The sequence below is a fragment of the Serratia sp. 201 genome, assembly GCF_037027545.1.
Taxonomy (GTDB): domain Bacteria; phylum Pseudomonadota; class Gammaproteobacteria; order Enterobacterales; family Enterobacteriaceae; genus Serratia; species Serratia bockelmannii.
This window is the reverse complement of record NZ_JAXCHC010000001.1, coordinates 1,566,822-1,586,472: the sequence shown is the minus strand read 5'-3', so window position 1 is coordinate 1,586,472 and position 19,651 is coordinate 1,566,822. Positions and strand designations below refer to the sequence as shown.

Here is a 19,651-nt window from a genome sequence, read left to right as displayed (position 1 = left end):
ATGGCAGAGCCTGCCTGCGGCAAAGACAGAGGAAGAACGCATGCATTTTGACTTTATCGATTTGCGGCTGTTGGTGGCGGTGCTCGAAACCGGCAGCATCACCGCCGGCGCCGAGCGCGTCGGGCTGTCGCTGGCCGCCGCCAGCGCCCGCATGCGCGGGCTGGAACAACAGGCCGGCGTGGCGCTGTTGACGCGCAATCCGCGCGGCGTCCAGGCGACGCCCGCCGGTGAGCGCCTGTTGCAACACGCGCGCGTGCTGCTGCAACAGCGCGACCGGCTGCGGGGTGATATGGCCGAGTTCGCGCCGGGCCAGCGCAGCCAGCTGCGCATCGTCGCCAATACCGTCGCCGCCGACGCTTTTTTGCCGGAGCTGTTGGCGGATTTTCTGGTGCTGCACCCGCACACCGACATCGCGCTGGAGGAGCTGCCCAGCCCAGCCATCGCGCTGGCCATCGCCGAACGGGCGGCGGATATCGGCATCGTGGCGGACCACGCCGATCTGCGTGGGCTGGCAAGCTACCCTTTTCGCCAGGATCGTCTGGTGCTGGCGCTGCCGCCGGGGCATGCGCTCAGCGGCCGCCGCACGCTCAGCTTTGCGGACGCCCTGCCTTTTGATTTCATCGGCCTGCCGGAAGAGAGTGCGCTGCAACAGCATCTGGAACAGCTGGCGATACGCAGCGGCGGCCCGATGCGGCTGCGGGCGCGTGCGGCTAATTTCGACGCCATCTGCCGCATGGTGCTGCGCGGCGCCGGGCTGGCGGTGGTGCCGGAAGAGAGCGCCCAACGCCATCCGGAGATCCGACACGGCGCCCTGCCGCTGACGGACGAGTGGGCAACCCGGCGTCTGTCAATCGCGGTGCGTGACCTGGCGCAGCTGCCGCTGCCGGCGCAGCGGCTGGTGGCGTTCCTGCGCCATGCCTGAGGCGGCTCAGTGCGTGCCAGGCTCTGCGCGCAACCGCGCCACCTGAGCCTCCACGTCGCGCCAGGCCGGTTTGTCGCCGGCATAGCGTTGGCGCAGATAATTCACCAGCGCCGTCACCTGCCGATCGGAAAAGCTGTCCTTAAAGCCCGGCATAAAGCCCAATTCGGCGGTGGCCGGCTTGGGGATCCCTTGCAGGATCACCTTGATCAGGTTATCGGGGCGATCGCTGAAGATATTGGTGTTATTGGCCAGATCCGGGCTGACGCCGAACAGCTGCGGCCCGCCGGCGGCGGCGCTGTGACAGGCCTGGCAAGCGCCCTGAAACAACCGCTCGCCCGCCAGTTGACCCGCAGGCAACGCGCGGGCCGCCAACTGCGCCTGCGGTTCCACATTCAGCGTCGCCTTGGTGCTCAGCGACATCACATAGTTGGCCATCGCCCGCAGATCGCTCTGCGGCAACGTCGCCAGTTCGCTGACCACCGGCCCCATCGGCCCGGCCGCCACGCCGTGCTCGGCGGAATGCCCGGTGCGGAAGTACTGAAACAGCTGCTCCTCAGTCCAGGGCTTGTCCGCATTGGCCAATTGATTCAGCGCCGGCGCTTCCCACCCGTCCACCATCCCTCCCGCCAGGAAGGCCGCGCCGCCCTTTTCCGCCCCCAGCAGATTACGCGGCGAATGGCAGGCGGCGCAGTGGCCAAGGCCGTTGACCAGATAGGCGCCGCGGTTCCACTGCGCGCTTTGCTGCGGATCGGGTTGATATTCCCCCTGGCGCAGGAATAGCGCGTTCCAGCCCGCCATCAGCGGCCGCAGGTTAAACGGGAAGCGCATCTGATTGGCCGGATTGCTCTGGCGCACCGCCGGTTGCGACATCAGATAAGCGTACAGCGCCTGCATGTCGCCGTCGGTCATTTTACTGAAGGCGGTGTAAGGAAATGCCGGATAGAGGTGGCGGCCGTCGCGGGCGATGCCCTGACGCATCGCCCGATCGAATGCGGTAAACGACCAGTTGCCGATGCCGGTTGCCACGTCCGGGGTAATGTTGGTGCTGTAGAGCGTGCCGAACGGCGTCGCCATCGCCAACCCACCGGCGTTGGTCGCCCCTTCCGACGCGGTATGGCAAACCGCGCAGTCTCCGGCGGCGGCCAACTGACGGCCGCGCTCCAGCGTGGCGGCCGACCAGGTGCCGGCGCCAGGCGTCGCCACCGGCGCGATCTCCGTCCGCCATGGCAAGGCGCTGCCGGCGATGCCCAGCACCGCGCCGAACAGCCCCGCCGCGCCGCTGAACCACCATTTACCGCGTTTCTTTTTCTTGGGAGGCGCGTCCTGCCGCTCGGCATCCGGCCCGTTCAGGGCCTCACGCAGCTTGTCCGAGGTGATCGGCAGCTCGCGAAAACGAATGCCGGTGGCGTCGAACACCGCGTTGGCGATGGCCGCCGCGCTGGGCACCGACGCCGACTCCCCGGCGCCCAGCGGCGGATCGTAAGGGCGCGGCATCATCACCACGTCCACCTCCGGCACCTCCGGGAAGGTCAGGATCGGGTAAGCCCCCCACTCTTTGGCGGAGACCGTCGATTCCTCAAAGGTCACGCGCTCTTTCAACACCCGGCTGGTCGATTGCAACACGTTGCCATGGATTTGGTGACGCACGCCGTCCGGGTTAACCATCATGCCCGCGTCGTGGCCGACCACGATGCGCGTTACCGCCACTTCGCCGCTGGCTTTGTCGATCGCCACGTCGGCCACCCAGGCGGCCCAGGCCGCGCCAAAGCCGGGAAACTTGCTGTGGATGTAACGGGCGTAGGCAAAGCCGCGCCCGCGCAGCACGCCGTCTTCCGCCGGGGTCTGCATCGGTTCGGTATGCGGCGTCCAGCCGGCGCGTTCTGCGGTGCTGCGCATCAGTTCACTGGCGCGTTCATCATGGATGTAGCGCAGCCGATACTCCAGCGGATCGACGCCGGCGGCGTGGGCCAGCTCATCGATATAAGACTCGTGGGCGAAGGTGTTGGGCAAGGCGGAAACGCCGCGCATCCAGGAGGCGCGCACGATCGGCGCCATGTCCTCGATGCTGACGCGCAGCGACGGATATTCGTATGGCGGCACCGAGGTGCGGTCGCCCATTTCATAGGCCACCGGCAGCGGCTCAACCCGGCCGGTCAGCAACAGCGCCAGCGTCGGCGCGCCGTTGGAAGGATAATAGGTGCGAAAATCGTAGGCGACCGGGTGCCCGGCGGCGTCCAGCCCGCCGTCCACCTCCATCAGCTGCGCCGTGCCCTTCGGTTCCCACACATGCTCTTGCTCGCGGGTCAGCTGCACCCGCACCGGCCGGCCCACCGCCCGCGACAGCAGCGCCGCGTCGGCGCAGACGTCATCGGCGCAATTGCGGCCATAGCAGCCGGCCGCCTCCATGCGAACGATCTCGATCTGCGCTTCCGGGTATTCCAGCAGCCAGGCCAGATCGGCGCGCAGCAGGTGCGGGTTCTGGCTGCCTGACCAGACCTGCAGGCGCTCCGGCCGATAGTCCGCCAGCGCGCAGGAAGGGCCAATCGAGGCATGCAGCTGATACGGCCACAGGTAGCTGCGAGTGAAACGCCTGTCGGCCGCCGCCAGCGCCGCATCCACATCGCCGGTATCGTGCACCACCCGGGTCGAGTGCGGATTGTCGCGCAGCGCCTGCGCCACGTCGGTCATCTGCGGCAAATTGCGGCGCCAGTCTTTCCAGCTGACCTGCAGCGCCTGCGCCGCCTTGATCGCCTGCTCTTCGCGCTCGGCGACGATGCCGATGAAATCGCCGATCACCACCAGTTTGACGATGCCGGGAATATGCGCGATCGAAGTTTCATCCACCGCCAACAGGCTGGTGCCGACAAATTCGCCGCTGTCGTAGCCGGCATAGGGCGGCCGCACCACCCGCCCGTGCAGCATGTTCGGCAGGCGCATATCGTGTACGTAGGTGGTTTCGCCGGTCGCCTTGGCCGGAATATCGACGCGCGCGGTGCTGGTGCCCACCAGGCGATACTCCGCCTGCGGTTTCAGCGGCGCGTCGCCGGAAATCGACAGCTCGACATGACCGCCGGCCACCAGCTCGGCGTAGCTGAGCGCCTGCCCCTGCGGGCTGCGGATCACGCCCTCCTCCAGCGTCAGCTGTTCCACCGGCGCATCGAAGCGCTGCGCCGCCTGGCGCAACAGCCAACGGCGCGCTTCGGCGGCGGCGTTGCGCAGCGGCACGGCGGAGATCTGCAGCGTGGCGCTGGCGATGGTGGCGCCCTGATTCGGCGCGCGTTCGGTATCGCCCAACACCATTTGCACCTGATCCATGCGCAGGTACAGCTCTTCGGCGACGATCTGCCCGAGCGCGGTGCGCACGCCGGTGCCAAGATCGACATGGCCGTTAAAGGCATAGATTTCGCCGCTGCCGCACAGGGCGATAAACAGCCCCTGCTCTTTGGGCTTCAGCACCGGCGTTTGCCCTTTGGGCACCAGTCCCGGCGGCGGTTGCACGCTGTCGACGATCAGCAGCACGCCGTCGCGCTGCAGCAAGTCGGCCTGGCTCGGCGATGGGACACGGGAATCAGTCATGGGCGTGGGCGTCCTCATCGCGGCAGAGAATGATGGCGCGCTGAACCGCACGCAGGATTTCGAGATGGGTGCCGCAGCGGCACAGGTTGCCGGACAGCGCCTGACGGATCTCCGCCTCGCTCGGGGCGGGATTACGATCCAACAGGGCTTTGGTGGTCATGATCATGCCATTGAGACAGTAGCCGCATTGCGCCGCCTGCTCTTCGATAAAGGCACGCTGCACCGGGTGCGGGCGCTGGCGATCGCCAAGGCCTTCCAGGGTCACGATCGCCCGGCCGGACACGCCGAGCGCCGGGATCACGCAGGAGCGCGCCGCCACGCCGTCGATCAACACGGTACACGCACCGCATTCGCCCAGGCCGCAGCCGTACTTCGGGCCGTTGAGCGCCAGATCGTTGCGCAGTACCAGCAAGAGCGGCGTATCCGCCATCACCTGCGCATGAAGCTGTTCGCCGTTCACCGACAGCATCAGCGGATGCTCCGTCAGCGTGGTTTTCGCGCCATCCCTGAGCGATTGCACTTCAGATATCGCCATTGTTCGCGTCTCCGCCTGCACGTGATGATCTTATGGGCTGGCCTCTCGCCACCGACCACCAGGCAACCGACGTTGCGCGGGCGAATCAGCCGGTGGGCGGATCTTCCAGCATTTTATTCAGCAGGAATATCAGCGCTATCCGTTCGGCCGGGTTCAGCGTACCGAACGTCAGTTCTGTGATTTTCGCCGCCTGCGGCACCGTTTCCGCCAGCAGCGCGCCGCCGGCGTCGGTGAGGCCGACCACCACCTTGCGCCGATCGATCGGATCCGGCGTTACCGTGATCAGATCGCGCGCCTTCAGCCGTTCGACGATGCCGCGGATGGTGGCCTGATCCACCGCCGTCACCTGCACCAGCTCGGTCAGCGAGCTCGGCCCCATATCGCGCACCGCGCACAGGGTGATGAACTGCACCGCCGTCAGCTGCGAATCGCCGACGTTTTGCTGGAAAATCGCCACGTGGCGCTGATAAACCTTGCGCAGCAGGTGCCCGACTTGCTCGGTAAAATGATAATTTTCAGGTTGGCCGCTCACGGCTGACGGGTATTCGGGGGGCGTCATTGCGTTACTCTCACCATCTATGGAATCCACGAGAATAGTACAAACCCCCGCCGTTGGCAGCAACGATTACGCCCGGCGCACGCGCGACGCTTCCGGCGCCACCACTTCCCCGTCCGCCACCACCGTTTGCCCGTCGAGGCGAATGTCGCAGCGGCGCAGTGCGATATCCATATGGCAAGGCGTTTTGCGCGTGCCGCCCACTTCGGTGTTCGGCCCGGTGGAGAACAGGAAGTTGCCGTAGAACGCGCGCGCGTCCATGCACATGCCGTCGTTCTTGTCGTGCAGACCCATCGCCGTCCACTGGGCGCGCGGCTGCAGACCCCAGCCGATGTGCGAGATGCCGTACACCTCCGGATCGTCGAAGTATTTCATGTATTCGCGCAGGTATTCCGCCTCGAAGCCGCCGTGAATGCGAGTAACGAACCCTTGTTCGATCTCCAGCGTGATGCGTTCACGCGCATAGCTTTTGAACGGCAGCAAGATATCGCCGACCTCCAGCACCAGCACCCCTTCCGCCTGCTCCTCATTCGGCCAGGTGAACAGGAAACCGCTCGGCCAGTGATCCCAGCGCCCCGGTTCATCGGCATAGCCGTACTCGGTCACCGTCGGGTATTGCCCCAGCGGCGCGCGGAAATCGCTGCCGGCGGCGGAGGTCACCTGCATCAGCTTCGCCTGCTCCAGCACGGCGGCGGCGGCCAGCACCCGCGCCTTGTCCTCCGCGTTGGGCAACATGCGCGCCAGCACCTCCGGCGGCTCCACCGCCAGCAGGATGCGGGTGCCAGTTTTCAGGATCTGTTCCTGCTCCGGCGAATGCAGCAGCATCATGGTATCGACGATCAGGTCGGCGGCCTCCAGCGCACGCTGCGCCGCCAGATTGCCGGTCAGCGCGGTATCGCCGCAATAGGCGGTCATGTCGTTGCCCATCGCTCGCGGATGGTTGAACGCCGGCAGTTCGACGGCATACACCTTGGCGCCCAGCCGCAGCGCTGCGTCGGTCGCGGCGCGCACCGTGCGCGCATCGGAATAATGGCTTTTCAAAATCGCCACGCTCTGCGAAGCATCAACCTTCGACAGCGTAAGCACCTGCTCGAACAGCTGTACCAACTGGGTTTCATTGACCGCCATGGCCTGTCTCCTGTCTCGTCAAGGGTGACCGACGCCCGCAAGGCGGCGGTGATTTTTCAAACAATTTAAAGTGAACACACTCATTTCATCTAAGTCAAAAAAGCAAAGGAAAGCAAGCTGCGAATATCCACCATAAGAAAGTCCTATTTCATCCCGCATCAATCCTGTGATTAACATGAGTTTAACAGTAATACGCCGTCAATTAGCGTGAGCGAGATCTGATTTAACACTTTTGCAACTTTGCGTTATCTAGCGCATACACTATAAATCGATCGTCCAGCCACGCGTTGGGCCTACGCTGAAAAAAGCCAACAGACAGGGGAAACATGATGAGCAAACAACCACGCATCGCCGTCGTCGGCGCCGGGCTGGGGGGCGCCGCCGCCGCCGGGCTGCTGCAAAAAGCCGGCTTTACCGTCGATCTGTATGAACAGAGCCCGGCGTTCTCACGCCTTGGCGCCGGCATTCACATGGGGCCGAACGTACTGAAGATTTTCCGCCGTCTCGGTATTGAGCAGCGGTTGGAGCAGATGGCGTCTCATCCCGATTTCTGGTTCAGCCGCGACGCCGAAAGCGGCGACTACCTGTCGCGCATCGAACTGGGCGCCTTCGCCCGCCGGGAGTACGGCGCCGCCTATGTGACGGTGCACCGCGGCGATTTGCAGGCGTTGCAGCTCTCCGCGCTGCAGCCCGGCACCCTGCACTTCGGCAAATGCCTGAGCAAAATTGAAGATCGCGGTGACGAGGTGGTGCTGAACTTCGTCGACGGCACCTCGGCCCACGCCGACATCGTGATCGGCGCCGACGGCATCAATTCGCGCATTCGTGAGCACCTGCTGGGCGCTGAAGCGCCGACCTACAGCGGCTGGGTGGCCCACCGCGCGCTGATCCGCGGCGAGAAGCTGGCGAAATACAACCTGACGTTCGAAGACTGCGTGAAGTGGTGGTCGGCGGATCGCCATCTGATGGTCTACTACACCACCCAACGGCGCGACGAGTATTACTACGTCAGCGGCGTGCCGCACCCGGCCTGGGATTTCCAGGGCAGCTTCATCGACAGCAGCCGCGAAGAAATGTTCGAGACCTTCGCCGGCTACCACCCGATCGTGCAGGCGCTGATCGAATCCAGCGAGCAGGTCACCAAATGGCCATTGCTGAACCGCAAACCGCTGCCGCTGTGGAGCGAAGGCCGTCTGGTGCTGCTCGGCGACGCCTGCCACCCGATGAAACCGCACATGGCGCAGGGCGCGGCGATGGCGATCGAAGACGCCGCCATGCTGACCCGCTGCCTGCAGGAAACCGGCCTCGGCGACTACCGCACCGCCTTCCAGCTGTATGAAGCCAACCGCAAGGAGCGCGCCTCCCGGGTGCAGGCGGTGTCCAACGCCAACACCTTCCTGCGCACCCAGGAAGATCCGGCCTGGGTCTACGGCTACGACCTGTACGCGCAAGCGCTGAAATCGGAGAACGCCGCATGAGCACCTTCCTCTACGGCGCCCACGTTCACGCCAACGACATTCGCCAACACTATCTGCGCTACGGCGGCCACGGCCCGGCGCTGATCCTGGTCCCCGGCATCACCAGCCCGGCGATCACCTGGGGCTTCGTCGCCGAGCGGCTGGGGGAAAAATACGACGTCTACGTGCTCGACGTGCGCGGCCGCGGTCTGTCGTCCAGCGGCCCGGAACTGGCTTATGACGCAGAGACCTGCGCGCAGGACGTCAACGCCTTCGCCGCTGCGTTGAACCTGGACAGTTACGCCCTGCTCGGCCATTCGATGGGCGCCCGCTTCGCCCTGCGCGCCGCCGCTCTGCAGCCCGCCGGCGTGCGGCGGCTGGTGCTGGTCGATCCGCCGGTTTCCGGCCCCGGCCGCCGCGCCTATCCCGGCCAATGGCCGTGGTACGCCGACTCCATCCGGCAGTCGCTGCCGGGCATGAGCGCCGAGCAGATGCGCGCCTTTTGCCCAACCTGGAGCGAAGAGCAGCGCCGGCTGCGCGCCGAGTGGCTGCACACCTGCTACGAGCCGGCGATCCAACGCGCCTACGACGATTTTCATCAGGTGGACAGCCACCGTGACTACCCGCTGCTGACCATGCCGACGCTGCTGATGGCCGCGGGCAAAGGCGGCGTCATTCAGCCCGAAGACCGGGCAGAGATCCGCGCGCTACAGCCGGAGATCGCCATCGTCGAGGTCGAGAACGCCGGACACATGATCCCGTGGGACGATTTCGACGGCTTCTTCCGCGCCCTGGGCGATTTTCTGGATTAACTGAGGAACACCGACATGAGCAACCACTACCGCATCGGCCAGATCGTGCCCAGCTCCAACACCACGATGGAAACCGAGATCCCGGCGATGCTGGGCGCGCGCCAGCTGATACGCCCGGAGCGTTTCACCTTTCACTCCAGCCGCATGCGCATGAAACACGTCAATAAAGAAGAATTGGCGGCGATGGACGCCGAGTCCGATCGCTGCGCGCTGGAGCTGTCCGACGCGCGGGTCGACGTGCTCGGCTACGCCTGCCTGGTGGCCATCATGGCGATGGGGCTGGGCTATCACCGCGAATCGCAGGCCCGGCTGGCGCAGGTGACGAAAGACAATCAGGCCGCCGCGCCGGTTATCAGCAGCGCCGGCGCGCTGGTCAACGGCCTGAAGGTGATCGGCGCCAAACGCATCGCGCTGGTGGCACCCTACATGAAACCGCTGACCCAGCTGGTGGTGGACTACATCCAGCACGAAGGCATCGAGGTCAAGGTGTGGCGCGCGCTGGAGATCCCGGACAACCTCGAGGTCGGCCGGCACGATCCGGCCAGGCTGCCGGGGATCGTCGCCGAGATGGATTTACGCGAGGTCGATGCTATCGTGCTGTCCGCCTGCGTGCAGATGCCTTCGCTGCCGGCCGTCCCAACGGTAGAGGCCCAAACCGGCAAACCGGTGATCACCGCCGCCATCGCCACCACTTACGCGATGCTGACCGCGCTGGAGCTGGAACCGATCGTCCCCGGCGCCGGCGCCCTGCTGTCCGGCGCCTATTGAGGAGGCAGAATGAACGACACCCTCAGCGACAACTACCGCGGCGTCTGGGGCCAGCGCATCGGCTTCGGCCGGCGCCCGGCGCTGCTGGCGATCGATTTTATGCAGGCCTACACCACCGAAGGCGCGCCGCTGTTCGCGCCGGGCGTGGTGAGCGCGGTCGAGGAAAGCCGCGAGCTGCTGGCCTGCGCGCGCCGAACGGGAATTCCGGTGATCCACACCCATATCCGCTATCATGCAGGCCATTTTGCCGATGGCGGCCTGTGGGTGAAGAAAGCGCCGGTGATGAAAGACATGGTGGCGGGCAACCCGCTGGCGGCGTTCTGCCCGCCGGTGGCGCCGCTGGCCGATGAGGTGGTGCTGAGCAAGCAATACGCCAGCGCCTTCTTCGGCACCGCGCTGGCGCCGCTGCTGGTGGCGCAAGGGATCGACACGCTGCTGATGATCGGCTGCTCCACCAGCGGCTGCATCCGCGCCAGCGCAGTGGACGCGGTGCAGTACGGCTTCCGCGCCATGGTGGTGCGCGAGTGCGTCGGCGATCGTCACCCCGGCCCGCACGAAGCCAACCTGTTCGACATCGACAGCAAATACGGCGACGTGGTGCACAAACGGGAGGCGCTCGACTACCTGAACCGGTTATGAGTCAACGATTCACCTGCAACGACAATAACGAAGGCGCAGACAGCGCCTCACGCGACCGCCCGAAACAGGGCGGCGCCCATGCAACGCAAACACAACAGGCGCCTCCTGCGGAGGCCAACACGCACCACCTGGAGACAACATCATGGCCATTGTCGACACCCCGCTGGCGGGGAAAGCGGACGCAGAATCGCTGCTGCTGTACCGCAAAATCACCTGGAAACTGATCCCGTTTCTTTGCCTGTGTTACCTGGCGGCCTACCTCGATCGCATCAACGTCGGGCTGGCCAAGCTGCAGATGGCCGACGCGCTGCAGCTGAGCGAAGCGGCCTTTGGTCTGGGCGCCGGGCTGTTCTTCGTCGGCTATATTCTGTTCGAGGTGCCGAGCAACCTGATCCTGCAGCGCGTCGGCGCCAAGATGTGGATTGCCCGTATCATGATCACCTGGGGGCTGCTGTCCACCGCCACCATGTTCGTCACCACGCCGACCCAGTTCTACGTCATTCGCTTTCTGCTCGGCGTGGCGGAGGCCGGTTTCCTGCCCGGCGTGCTCTTTTACCTGACGCTGTGGTTCCCGACCTATCGCCGCGGCCGCATCATCGCGCTGTTCATGATCGGCCTGCCGCTCTCCAGCGTGATCGGCGGGCCGCTCTCCGGCTGGATCATGGGCCATTTCGACATGCGCCACGGGCTGCACGGCTGGCAGTGGCTGTTTCTGCTGGAGGGCATTCCCAGCGTGCTGTTGGGCGTGCTGACCTTCTGGCTGTTGCCTAACACTTATCAGCAGGCCAAGTGGCTGACGCCCGAGGAAAAACAGCGCATCGCCGACGATTTGGCGCGCGACGACGCCGAGGCCGATCACGGCAAGCACAGCTTCCGCGACGGCTTCTTCAACCTGAAGGTGTGGATGCTCGGCGGCATCGACTTCGCTATTCTGCTCAGCGCCTACGCCATGGGCTTTTGGATGCCGACCTTCATCAAAACCGCCGGCGTCACCGACATCACCACCATCGGTTACCTGACGGCGATCCCCAGCATCGCCGCCCTGCTCGGCATGCTGCTGATCGGCAGCAGTTCGGACCGGCTGCGCGAACGGCGCTGGCATATCATCGTGCCGTTTATCATCGGCGCGTTGGCGATGGCCGGCAGCACCTTCTTCACCCACAATGCGCTGGCCACGGTGCTGCTGTTCTCCATTGCCCAGGCGGCAATCATCGGCGCAGTGCCGGTGTTCTTCAGCCTGCCGGCCACCTTCCTGCGCGGCACGGCGGCGGCGACCGGCTTCGCGCTGGCCTGTTCGCTGGCCAACATCGCCGGGCTGGTAAGCAATTCGCTGATGGGGCTGGCGCTGGATCTGACCGGCAAGAGCGGCGGCGCGCTCTGGGCCTTCGCCGGCTGCCTGCTGCTCAGCTCGCTGCTGGTGGTGGCCCTGCCGGCCAAGGTGGTGAACCGCTGAGCGTTAATAGAAAGGGGAAAGGCGCAAGACAATGACAATGATGATAAGGGACCGTTGTCTGCTTTGATTCTTGCGCCGTTTTCTCCCCCCACAACACGGCATGTCAATAACGACGATGGGCTCTGGGTTACCCCACCAACAACGTTTTTGCTTCCAGATAAGCCTGCATCCCCCATTTGCCCATCTCGCGGCCCAGCCCGGACTGTTTGAAACCGCCAAACGGCGCTTTAGGTTCATGATCCAACGTGTTCAGCAGAACACGCCCGGAGTCAATCTGCTGCGCCACCCGCACCCCGCGTTCGCGATCGCCGCTTAACACCAGCGCACTCAGCCCGTAGGCGGTGTCGTTGGCGATCGCAAGCGCTTCGGCCTCATTGTCGTAAGGGATGATCACCAGCACCGGACCAAAAATTTCTTCCCGGGCAATGCGCATCCGGTTATTGCCCGCAAATACCGTAGGCTTCACGCACCAGCCTTTATCCATACCCGATGGACGGCCAACGCCGCCAACCAACAATGTCGCCCCTTCTTCCTCGCCCAAGCGGATATAATCCTGCACCCGTTGCCACTGTTTTTGGCTCACCATCGGGCCGATTTCCGTATTTTCATCGCGCGGATCGCCCGACCGGACTTTGCCTACCGCGTCGGCAATCGCCTGTTCAAACTCCGCCTGACGGCTGCGCGGCACCAGAATTCGCGTGCCTGCAATGCAGGCCTGGCCGCTATTCATAAAACCGGCGGCAAGCGCCAAAGGCACGGCCTGCATGACATCCGCATCGTCCAGGATCAGCGTCGGCGATTTGCCCCCCAGTTCCAATGTCACCCGTTTCAGCGATTCTGCACCGCTTTCTACGATATGTTTGCCCACCGCCGTGGAACCGGTAAACGAGATCTTGGCAATATCGGGATGTCGATTAATGACCTCACCCACCACCTCGCCTCGCCCGGTGATAATGTTAAATACCCCGGCAGGAATGCCCGCATCGTGCAACGCTTCGGTGATGACCCGCGTTTGCATCGCGCTCATTTCGCTGGGCTTGATCACCGCGGTGCACCCTGCCGCCATCGCCGTCGCCAGTTTGTTGCAGATAAACCCGGCATCGCTGTTCCATGGCGTAATCAGCCCGGCGACGCCGACAGGCGTCATGATGACCTGCGCCTTACCCGCCTGTTCCGTAAACTCGAAATTTTCCAGCGCGTCGATCGCCTGAGCTATCGCGTCCGCCGGGTAGCTGGCCATCCAGCGCCCACGAATTTTGGGCGCGCCATATTCCATCACGACGGCGTCCATCAGCTCATCTTCACGGGCCATAACCGCATTGTGCATACGGCGCAATACGGCAAGGCGTTCCGCCTTACTGGTCTTGGACCAGTAAGGAAATGCGGCCTTGGCTGCGGCAATCGCCCGCTCGGCATCCACCTCGTCCGCCAGACGCACAGTGCCAATCACGTCTTCTGTCGCCGGGTTAAACAGCGTGAAGCGTTCTTCACCGTGGGGTGTCACGAATTCACCGTTGATATAAATGCTGTCAATTTTTTGCATGGTGCGCTCCACATGTTCCGATTAGTCAAACGAGTATAGAAACAGATGATCAATACGATAAGTGGGTCTATCCTGTACGAACTGTACCGATAATCGGGATAATCTATGCATCGCAGTGGACTGACAGAGTTGGAAGTCGTGTTGGCGGTGGCGCAGCGACAAAGCTTTCGCGCCGCCGCACGGCAATTAGGCATGTCGGCCACCGCCGTCAGCAATGCGGTGGCCGGGTTGGAAAGCCGCCTGAAAATACGTCTGTTTAACCGTTCGACCCGCAGCGTGGCGCTGACGCCGGCGGGCGCGCGTTATGTAGAACGAATCGCCCCCGCTCTGGCCGAGATTCGGCGTGCATCAGAAGAGATCGCCACCCAGCCCAACGCGCCAACCGGCACGCTGCGCATCAGCGCACCGCAGGAGTGCGTCTCCCTGCTCTACGAACCGTTGATCGAAACGTATTTGCGGCGTTACCCGCAAATGCGGCTCGATATCACCAGCGAATCAAGAATGGTGGACATTGTGGCGGAAGGTTACGACGCGGGGATCCGTTTGGCGGAGTCCGTCCCGCAGGACATGATCGCCGTGGAGCTAACGGGAGATATCCGCATGTTGGTGGTCGCTACACCAGACTATTTCGCTGAACATGGCATACCGCAATCGCCGGAGGATCTGTTACGGCACAAAAGCGTCGGGATGCGTATGTCACACGGAGGGATTTACCATTGGGAATTGGAACGCCACCAGCAGAAACTTCGAGTCAACGTACCGCCGCGCATTGTATTGAATGAAATGCGCGCCATTCATCGTGCCGCATTGAGCGGTGTGGGGATTGCCTTCGTTTCAGATTGGTTTGCCCGTGAAGATATCGCATCAGGTCGTCTTATTAGCGTACTGGACGAATGGTGCCCAGCTTTCGGCGGATTGCGTCTCTATTATCCCGGCAGACGACATGTGCCTCCGGGGCTCAAGGCATTTATCGATTTGGTGCATGAAATTCAGGCCAGGTAGCTTGTCTTCTCTCTGTCGACCAGAAAACGGCACCGCCAAACGTCGGAATGCGACCAGCATTTGGCGTGCCGTTGGTTTACTCACTCTCCTTGTTCATACCCTCGGAACTATTCGTCCTTCAGCCCGCGGTAGATCAGCATCGGTTCGATGCTCGGCTCTTTGCCGCGCCAGTCGATGTACAGCTTCTCCAGATCCTGGCTGTTACCGCGCGACAGGATCATGTCACGGAAGCGCTGGCCGTTTTCGGCGGTCAGGCCACCGTGCTCGGTGAACCACTGGAAGGCGTCGTCCGCCAGCATTTCCGTCCACAGATAGGCGTAATAGCCCGCGGCGTAGCCGTTACCCCAGATGTGCTGGAAATAGCTGGAACGGTAGCGCGGCGGCACGTAGCTGAGATCGACCTTGTCTTTTTGCAACGATTCGGCCTCGAACTTGTCCACGTCTTGCTGCGGCTGGTCGGCGGTCAGCATGTGCCAGTGCATGTCCAGCAGCGCGGCGGACAGCAGCTCGGTCATGCTGTAGCCCTTGTTGAACTTGTCGGCCTTCTTGATCTTGTCGACCAGTTCCTGCGGCATCGCCTCGCCGGTCTGATAATGCTTGGCGAAGTGGCTGAACACTTTCGGATCGCTGACCCAGTGCTCGTTGAACTGCGACGGGAACTCGACGAAATCGCGCGCGGTGTTGGTACCCGACAGGCTCGGGTATTCCTGATCGGCGAACATACCGTGCAGCGCGTGGCCGAACTCGTGGAACATGGTGATCACGTCGTCATACGACAGCAGCGCCGGCTGCCCCGGCGCCGGTTTGGTGAAGTTGGCGACGTTGTAGATCACCGGCTTGGTGCCGTTGAGCTTCGACTGATCGACGAAGTTGCTCATCCAGGCGCCGCCGCCCTTGTTGTCGCGCTTGAAGTAGTCGGTGTAGAACAGCGCCAGCGATTTGCCGTCCTTGTCGAACACTTCATACACCTTAACGTCCGGCTGGTAGACCGGAATGTCCTTGCGTTCTTTGAAACTGATGCCGTACAGCAGGTTGGCGGCGTAAAACACGCCGTTGTTCAGCACGTTGTTCAGCTCGAAGTAAGGTTTGATCTGCGATTCGTCCAGATCGTACTTGGCCTTGCGCACCTGTTCGGCGTAGAACTGCCAGTCCCAGGCCTGCACCTTGAAGTCGCCTTTCTGCTGATCGATCACCGCCTGAATGTCTTTGGCTTCACGCTCGGCGCGCGCGGTGGCCGCCGGCACGATGTTGCGCATAAAGCTCAAGGCGGCATCCGGCGTCTTGGCCATCTGGTTTTGCAGCTTCCAGGCGGCGTAGTTCGGGTAGCCCAGCAGTTTGGCCTGCTCGGCGCGTACCTTGGCCAGACGGGAAAGGGTCTGGCGGGTATCGTTGCCGTCGCCCTTCTCCGCGCGCGTCCAGGAGGCGTCGAACAGCGCTTGGCGGGTGTCGCGATCTTTCAGGCTCTGCAGCAGCGGCTGCTGGGTGGTGTTCTGCAGCACCAACAGCCACTGTTTCTCCAGCTTGCGCTCGGCGGCCGCCTGCGCTGCCGCGGCCAGCTCACCTTCGGACAGACCGTCCAGTTTCGCCTGGTCGGTTATCGCCAGCGCGCCGTTTTTGCTCGCCGCCAGCAGTTTGTTGGTGAACTGGGTGCTCAGCGTCGCTGCTTCCTGGTTCAGCGCCTTCAGCTTGGCCTTGTCGGCGTCCGACAGGTTGGCGCCCGCCAGCTCGAAGTTCTTGTAGGTCACTTCCACCAGCCGGCGCGATTCCGGATCCAGCTTCAGCGCATCGCGATCCTGATAGATGGCCTTGATGCGCGCGAACAGCTTGCCGTTGAGCATGATGTCGTCGTTCAGCGCCGCCAGCATCGGCGAGGTTTCTTCATCCAGCTTCTGCAGCGCATCGCTGGTGTTGGCCGAGGTCATGGCGCCGAACACGTTCATCACCCGCGTCAGCAGCGAACCGGCCTGCTCCAGCGCCACGAAGGTATTCTTGAAGTTGGGCTTGGCCGGGTTGTTGGCGATCTTCTCCACCTCTTCCCGCTTTTGCTTGATGCCCGCCTCGATCGCCGGCGCGTAGTCGCTTTCCTTGATCAGGTTGAACGGCGGCGCCTGGAACGGCAGACGGCTTTGATAGAAGAACGGGTTTTGGGTCTTTTGCTTGTCGTGCTGATTGGCTTCACCGGTCACGGTAGCCTCCTTCGCCTGGCCGCTGGGCAGGGCACTATGGTCGGCGTGAGGTTGGGTTTCTGCTGCCTGTGCCTGCGAGCCCAGCGCCATGCCGATCGCCAGCACCAATGTGGATAAACGCATCAAATCGAAACTCCTCCATGTTCACGGAATAAGGTCTCGGGGAATGGCTCCCTCAGAGTCATCACCTAGCTTAGGCGCAGTTGGCAGTTTGAGCAAAAACAAGTGATTAGAAGTTAACCGCCTCGCCGACCGCGGCCAAACGCTTCTTTGACATCTTTATTTTTCATCATCGACACATAGTCACAAAAGGTAATCATTTTATGATTAATTAATTCAATACCATGATAAATAAAGAGGAATCATAAAATACCCTGTTGACTTATCAGGTTACCCAATGTAACTTGATGTAAATTTTGATTAATGGAGCTAATCAAATTGCACCTTATAACGGAAATAGTTCTTATTGTCATTTTCATCCTCATTATCAGTGCGATCTATAAAAACGCGAAGAAAAAAGGCGTGCGCACGTACCACATCGTTATGCTGTTCTTGATATTTCCCCTTGCCGTATTTTTAGACTACTGCCTGCAGCGCCAGGCGATCCTTTTGGATACGGCCGCCCTTAAAACCACGGCCAGTTATGGTTTGCCGATGGCGATTATTTTTTCGCTTGTTTTATCTATCACCTCTCGCAAGAAGGAGTTTAAATGAGAGCCTTAACGGAAGTTGAATTGTCATGTATTAACGGATCTGACGGCAACGATTCTTATAATCCGACTTCGCTCATTGTCGGTAGCCTGAGCACAATAGCGAAATTACCCACCCCCGTATCCTTAGCCGTGGGCGTCGGGACGGAAATAGCTATTCAAGCCGCACCACACATGCCGGTTAACGTTGCTATTCCACAGGTTCCTATGGGCCCAACCTGGAATGGCAGTGGCGGTGGCCGCCCTTCACCTTCGTCTTCACTTTCAACACCGGATTCATCAAATTAAAAAAACAGTCTTATTATTCCTTGTGCAATAAGGCCGGGATTTAACTTACTCTGCACCAATAAAAATAACGATTAAAAAATGACAAAGCTCGCCATGCTTCACGAAAGCTTGATCCCTTTCGTCGCAAAAAAGACAGGTTCTCAATTACTCTGGCACAATGCATTAAGCCCTGCTGAACAAGACGAACTGAAAAAAGAGACCAGCTATCTCATCGAAGAAAATAATCGCCATGCTATTTTTGATGATGGTACGCCGCGCTTAAACGATGAAAAAGTCTTTTTCGCCGAACGTTATGGCGGCGGCGCTATTTCGCGCAACGGCGGCGGAGCACGCTGTGGCTTTGATGGGCGTTGGCAGGTTAAAGGTATTGGGGCTAATGCGTTAGTCGGTCAAGGGGCAAAGCATGTCGATGGCGAGTTGACGATGACCGGCGCAGTATTGGAGGCATTATGGGGGAACGTCATGGCCAAACTGCTGCCTTACGGTGCCGTGCCCAATCAGGCGATCTTGGTGACCGATAGCCCCTTAGCCGCCATCTCTCCTGAATCGGCGAGAAGTCCCCATAACCGCAAGGCGTTGCTGGTGCGTGAGCCCGTCGTGCGCCCTGCACATTTTTGCCGCGCACCCTACTATCATCCTCATGATGCGATGCAAAGGCAGCCTTCGGATATTCAGCGGGTCGAAAAGCTGATTGTCGCCGCGCCGGCTTTTCTGCCTCGTCCCCCGGAGTTTGACGCCGCAAGCTGGTTGGCATTGCCCCAGGAAGAACAAGCATTCTACGGGCTCTGCGAGCTTGCCCGGCGTCTCGCGACGCAGATCGCGTACTGCCGCACCCGGCATTTGGTGATGATGACCTCACCCTCCAATTGCGATATGGCCGGTAGGCTGCTGGACTTTCATGGTGTCCGCAGTGTTTTTCCCGCAGAACGTCGCGATCCCGGGCGCAGCTACATTCAACACAACAAGCTCAATGAAGACGCCCCTTTGTTGCTGAGAGGCTTGCAAGATCTCGCTTTTTATTTAGCCAAGCATCAATTCGGCCCGGCATTTCTCGCGGCAGCGCACCAAGGCATCGGTGCGGCCTTCAACATGGCCTATAAACGAGCCTGCCTGCTGGATAATCTCGGTATGGCGGGTTTTGACCCTGCATTTTTACAACGCCTGCCTCTCACCGCCGAGTGGTTCTCCTTAGGCGAACGCTTGCAAAAAATGTTCGATTTGGCTCCCGGCGTCTTTACCCGTCGACAAGGTCTTGGCCTGGGGAATGCTCATCCGGCGATTGCCCTATTGCACCGGCTCATCGACGCACCCGTAAGGGTTCCCGCCGAACAACAGGGTACGACCGCGGAGGAGAGATTTTCTCTGGCGTTCCGTCGGTTATACGCGCAATACCTTCAGGAAACATCAGCAGCTCAAACCTCCGCCGGATTACAACTGGCGATGAAGCAGACCGTCACCAGAAGGTTGGGTTCCCGCACGTTCATGCGCCGTGAAGTGATTTTTCAAGAAATTTCCGGCTGGCGCGGCGAAGTCAGCGAGATCACCGAACAATTGCAAACCTATCTCGACCGTTTCGAGCGCCAGGCGATCAACGTATTACAATAACAACGCTGAGGATATTTCGTGAGTTTTATCAAAGAAAACCAGCAGGGTAAAAGTAGGTTCAGTCAATACGAGAGCCTGGGCTTCGCCGTTAACTGTATGTTGATGAATAAAAATTACAGTTTGTACCATATAAAAACGTTGCAGCTATGGACTCAGGAAGCGATTAATCAAAACCAATTTAAAATATTATTCGACCATTTGGATAACCCGATAGGGTATATAACCTGGGCCTACCTGAGAGATGAGACGCTGAGTCGATTTATTAACGATCCGCAGTTTCTTCTCCATAACTCAGAATGGGATGAGGGCGGTACGCTGTGTATTTTAGATTTTTGCTGCAAGCCAGGCAGCGCGCATTTATGTTTGGAACACCTTAAAAGAGTTCACCCCATCGTAGAACGCCGCACGGTTGTGTGGCGCTCCCGCCGAACGGGCAGACTGATGACTGTAAAAAATAAAGAAAAATAATTG

The 19,651-nt window shown here is 61.3% G+C and carries 17 protein-coding genes; 11 read left to right on the top strand and 6 right to left on the bottom strand.

Going from position 1 to position 19,651, the window contains the following annotated elements:
• Positions 1–40 precede the first annotated feature (40 nt).
• Positions 41–922 carry a LysR family transcriptional regulator gene (locus WA302_RS08090; protein WP_099816816.1) on the top strand — a complete coding sequence of 294 codons (882 nt, stop codon included), beginning with the start codon at positions 41–43 and terminating at the stop codon, positions 920–922.
• 6 nt (positions 923–928) lie between these two features.
• Here WA302_RS08090 and WA302_RS08085 read toward each other — a convergent pair whose 3' ends face one another.
• The 4 genes from WA302_RS08085 to WA302_RS08070 form a co-directional block, all read right to left on the bottom strand.
• The gene (locus WA302_RS08085; protein WP_336063410.1) at positions 929–4,498 is read right to left on the bottom strand and encodes a molybdopterin cofactor-binding domain-containing protein; all 3,570 of its coding nucleotides are present in this window, start codon (positions 4,496–4,498) and stop codon (positions 929–931) included.
• Entirely contained in the window at positions 4,491–5,033 is a 543-nt protein-coding gene (locus WA302_RS08080; protein WP_025302744.1) for a (2Fe-2S)-binding protein, read from the bottom strand. Before WA302_RS08080 ends, WA302_RS08085 begins: the two co-directional genes overlap by 8 nt.
• Positions 5,034–5,118: 85 nt before the next feature.
• The gene (locus WA302_RS08075; RefSeq protein WP_043143235.1) at positions 5,119–5,592 is read right to left on the bottom strand and encodes a MarR family winged helix-turn-helix transcriptional regulator; all 474 of its coding nucleotides are present in this window, start codon (positions 5,590–5,592) and stop codon (positions 5,119–5,121) included.
• A 66-nt stretch (positions 5,593–5,658) separates the two neighbouring features.
• Positions 5,659–6,717, bottom strand: coding sequence for a 2,5-dihydroxypyridine 5,6-dioxygenase (locus WA302_RS08070; protein WP_025302742.1), 1,059 nt, complete (start codon positions 6,715–6,717; stop codon positions 5,659–5,661).
• Positions 6,718–7,043: 326 nt separating this feature from the next.
• Here WA302_RS08070 and WA302_RS08065 point away from each other — a divergent pair, with 326 nt between their 5' ends.
• The 5 genes from WA302_RS08065 to WA302_RS08045 all read left to right on the top strand — a co-directional run bounded on the left by WA302_RS08065 (position 7,044) and on the right by WA302_RS08045 (position 11,846).
• Entirely contained in the window at positions 7,044–8,195 is a 1,152-nt protein-coding gene (locus tag WA302_RS08065) for an FAD-dependent monooxygenase (protein ID WP_033645813.1), read from the top strand.
• Entirely contained in the window at positions 8,192–8,986 is a 795-nt protein-coding gene (locus WA302_RS08060; protein WP_049295535.1) for an alpha/beta fold hydrolase, read from the top strand. The genes WA302_RS08065 and WA302_RS08060 overlap by 4 nt, the downstream gene beginning before the upstream one ends.
• A 15-nt stretch (positions 8,987–9,001) precedes the next feature.
• On the top strand, positions 9,002–9,754 hold the full coding sequence (locus WA302_RS08055) for a maleate cis-trans isomerase family protein (protein WP_015377793.1): 753 nt from the start codon (positions 9,002–9,004) through the stop codon (positions 9,752–9,754).
• 9 nt (positions 9,755–9,763) lie between these two features.
• Positions 9,764–10,393 (top strand): N-carbamoylsarcosine amidohydrolase, encoded by a 630-nt coding sequence (locus WA302_RS08050; protein ID WP_197770228.1) that lies wholly within the window; start codon positions 9,764–9,766, stop codon positions 10,391–10,393.
• A gap of 142 nt (positions 10,394–10,535) precedes the next feature.
• Complete coding sequence (locus WA302_RS08045) at positions 10,536–11,846, top strand: MFS transporter (protein WP_164067495.1); 1,311 nt, start codon at positions 10,536–10,538, stop codon at positions 11,844–11,846.
• Between the two features lie 127 nt (positions 11,847–11,973).
• Here the strand turns inward: WA302_RS08045 and WA302_RS08040 are convergent, their stop codons facing one another.
• Positions 11,974–13,389: an aldehyde dehydrogenase family protein gene (locus WA302_RS08040; RefSeq protein ID WP_323712208.1), complete on the bottom strand. Its 1,416-nt coding sequence runs from the start codon at positions 13,387–13,389 to the stop codon at positions 11,974–11,976.
• 105 nt (positions 13,390–13,494) lie between these two features.
• On the opposite strand from WA302_RS08040, the gene WA302_RS08035 reads away from it, so the two are divergent.
• Entirely contained in the window at positions 13,495–14,391 is an 897-nt protein-coding gene (locus WA302_RS08035) for a LysR family transcriptional regulator (RefSeq protein ID WP_336063406.1), read from the top strand.
• Positions 14,392–14,498: 107 nt separating this feature from the next.
• Here the strand turns inward: WA302_RS08035 and dcp are convergent, their stop codons facing one another.
• Positions 14,499–16,700, bottom strand: a complete 2,202-nt coding sequence (gene dcp / locus WA302_RS08030) for a peptidyl-dipeptidase Dcp (RefSeq protein WP_336063404.1) — start codon at positions 16,698–16,700, stop codon at positions 14,499–14,501.
• 300 nt (positions 16,701–17,000) lie between these two features.
• On the opposite strand from dcp, the gene WA302_RS08025 reads away from it, so the two are divergent.
• The 4 genes from WA302_RS08025 to WA302_RS08015 all read left to right on the top strand — a co-directional run bounded on the left by WA302_RS08025 (position 17,001) and on the right by WA302_RS08015 (position 19,648).
• Positions 17,001–17,291 carry a hypothetical protein gene (locus WA302_RS08025; protein ID WP_049208108.1) on the top strand — a complete coding sequence of 97 codons (291 nt, stop codon included), beginning with the start codon at positions 17,001–17,003 and terminating at the stop codon, positions 17,289–17,291.
• Entirely contained in the window at positions 17,288–17,575 is a 288-nt protein-coding gene (locus WA302_RS25320) for an E492 group microcin (RefSeq protein WP_125460888.1), read from the top strand. Before WA302_RS08025 ends, WA302_RS25320 begins: the two co-directional genes overlap by 4 nt.
• Positions 17,576–17,653: 78 nt before the next feature.
• Entirely contained in the window at positions 17,654–19,180 is a 1,527-nt protein-coding gene (locus tag WA302_RS08020; protein ID WP_050505189.1) for a hypothetical protein, read from the top strand.
• 18 nt (positions 19,181–19,198) lie between these two features.
• Positions 19,199–19,648, top strand: coding sequence for a toxin-activating lysine-acyltransferase (locus WA302_RS08015; RefSeq protein ID WP_025302733.1), 450 nt, complete (start codon positions 19,199–19,201; stop codon positions 19,646–19,648).
• The last annotated feature ends 3 nt before the right edge of the window (positions 19,649–19,651 follow it).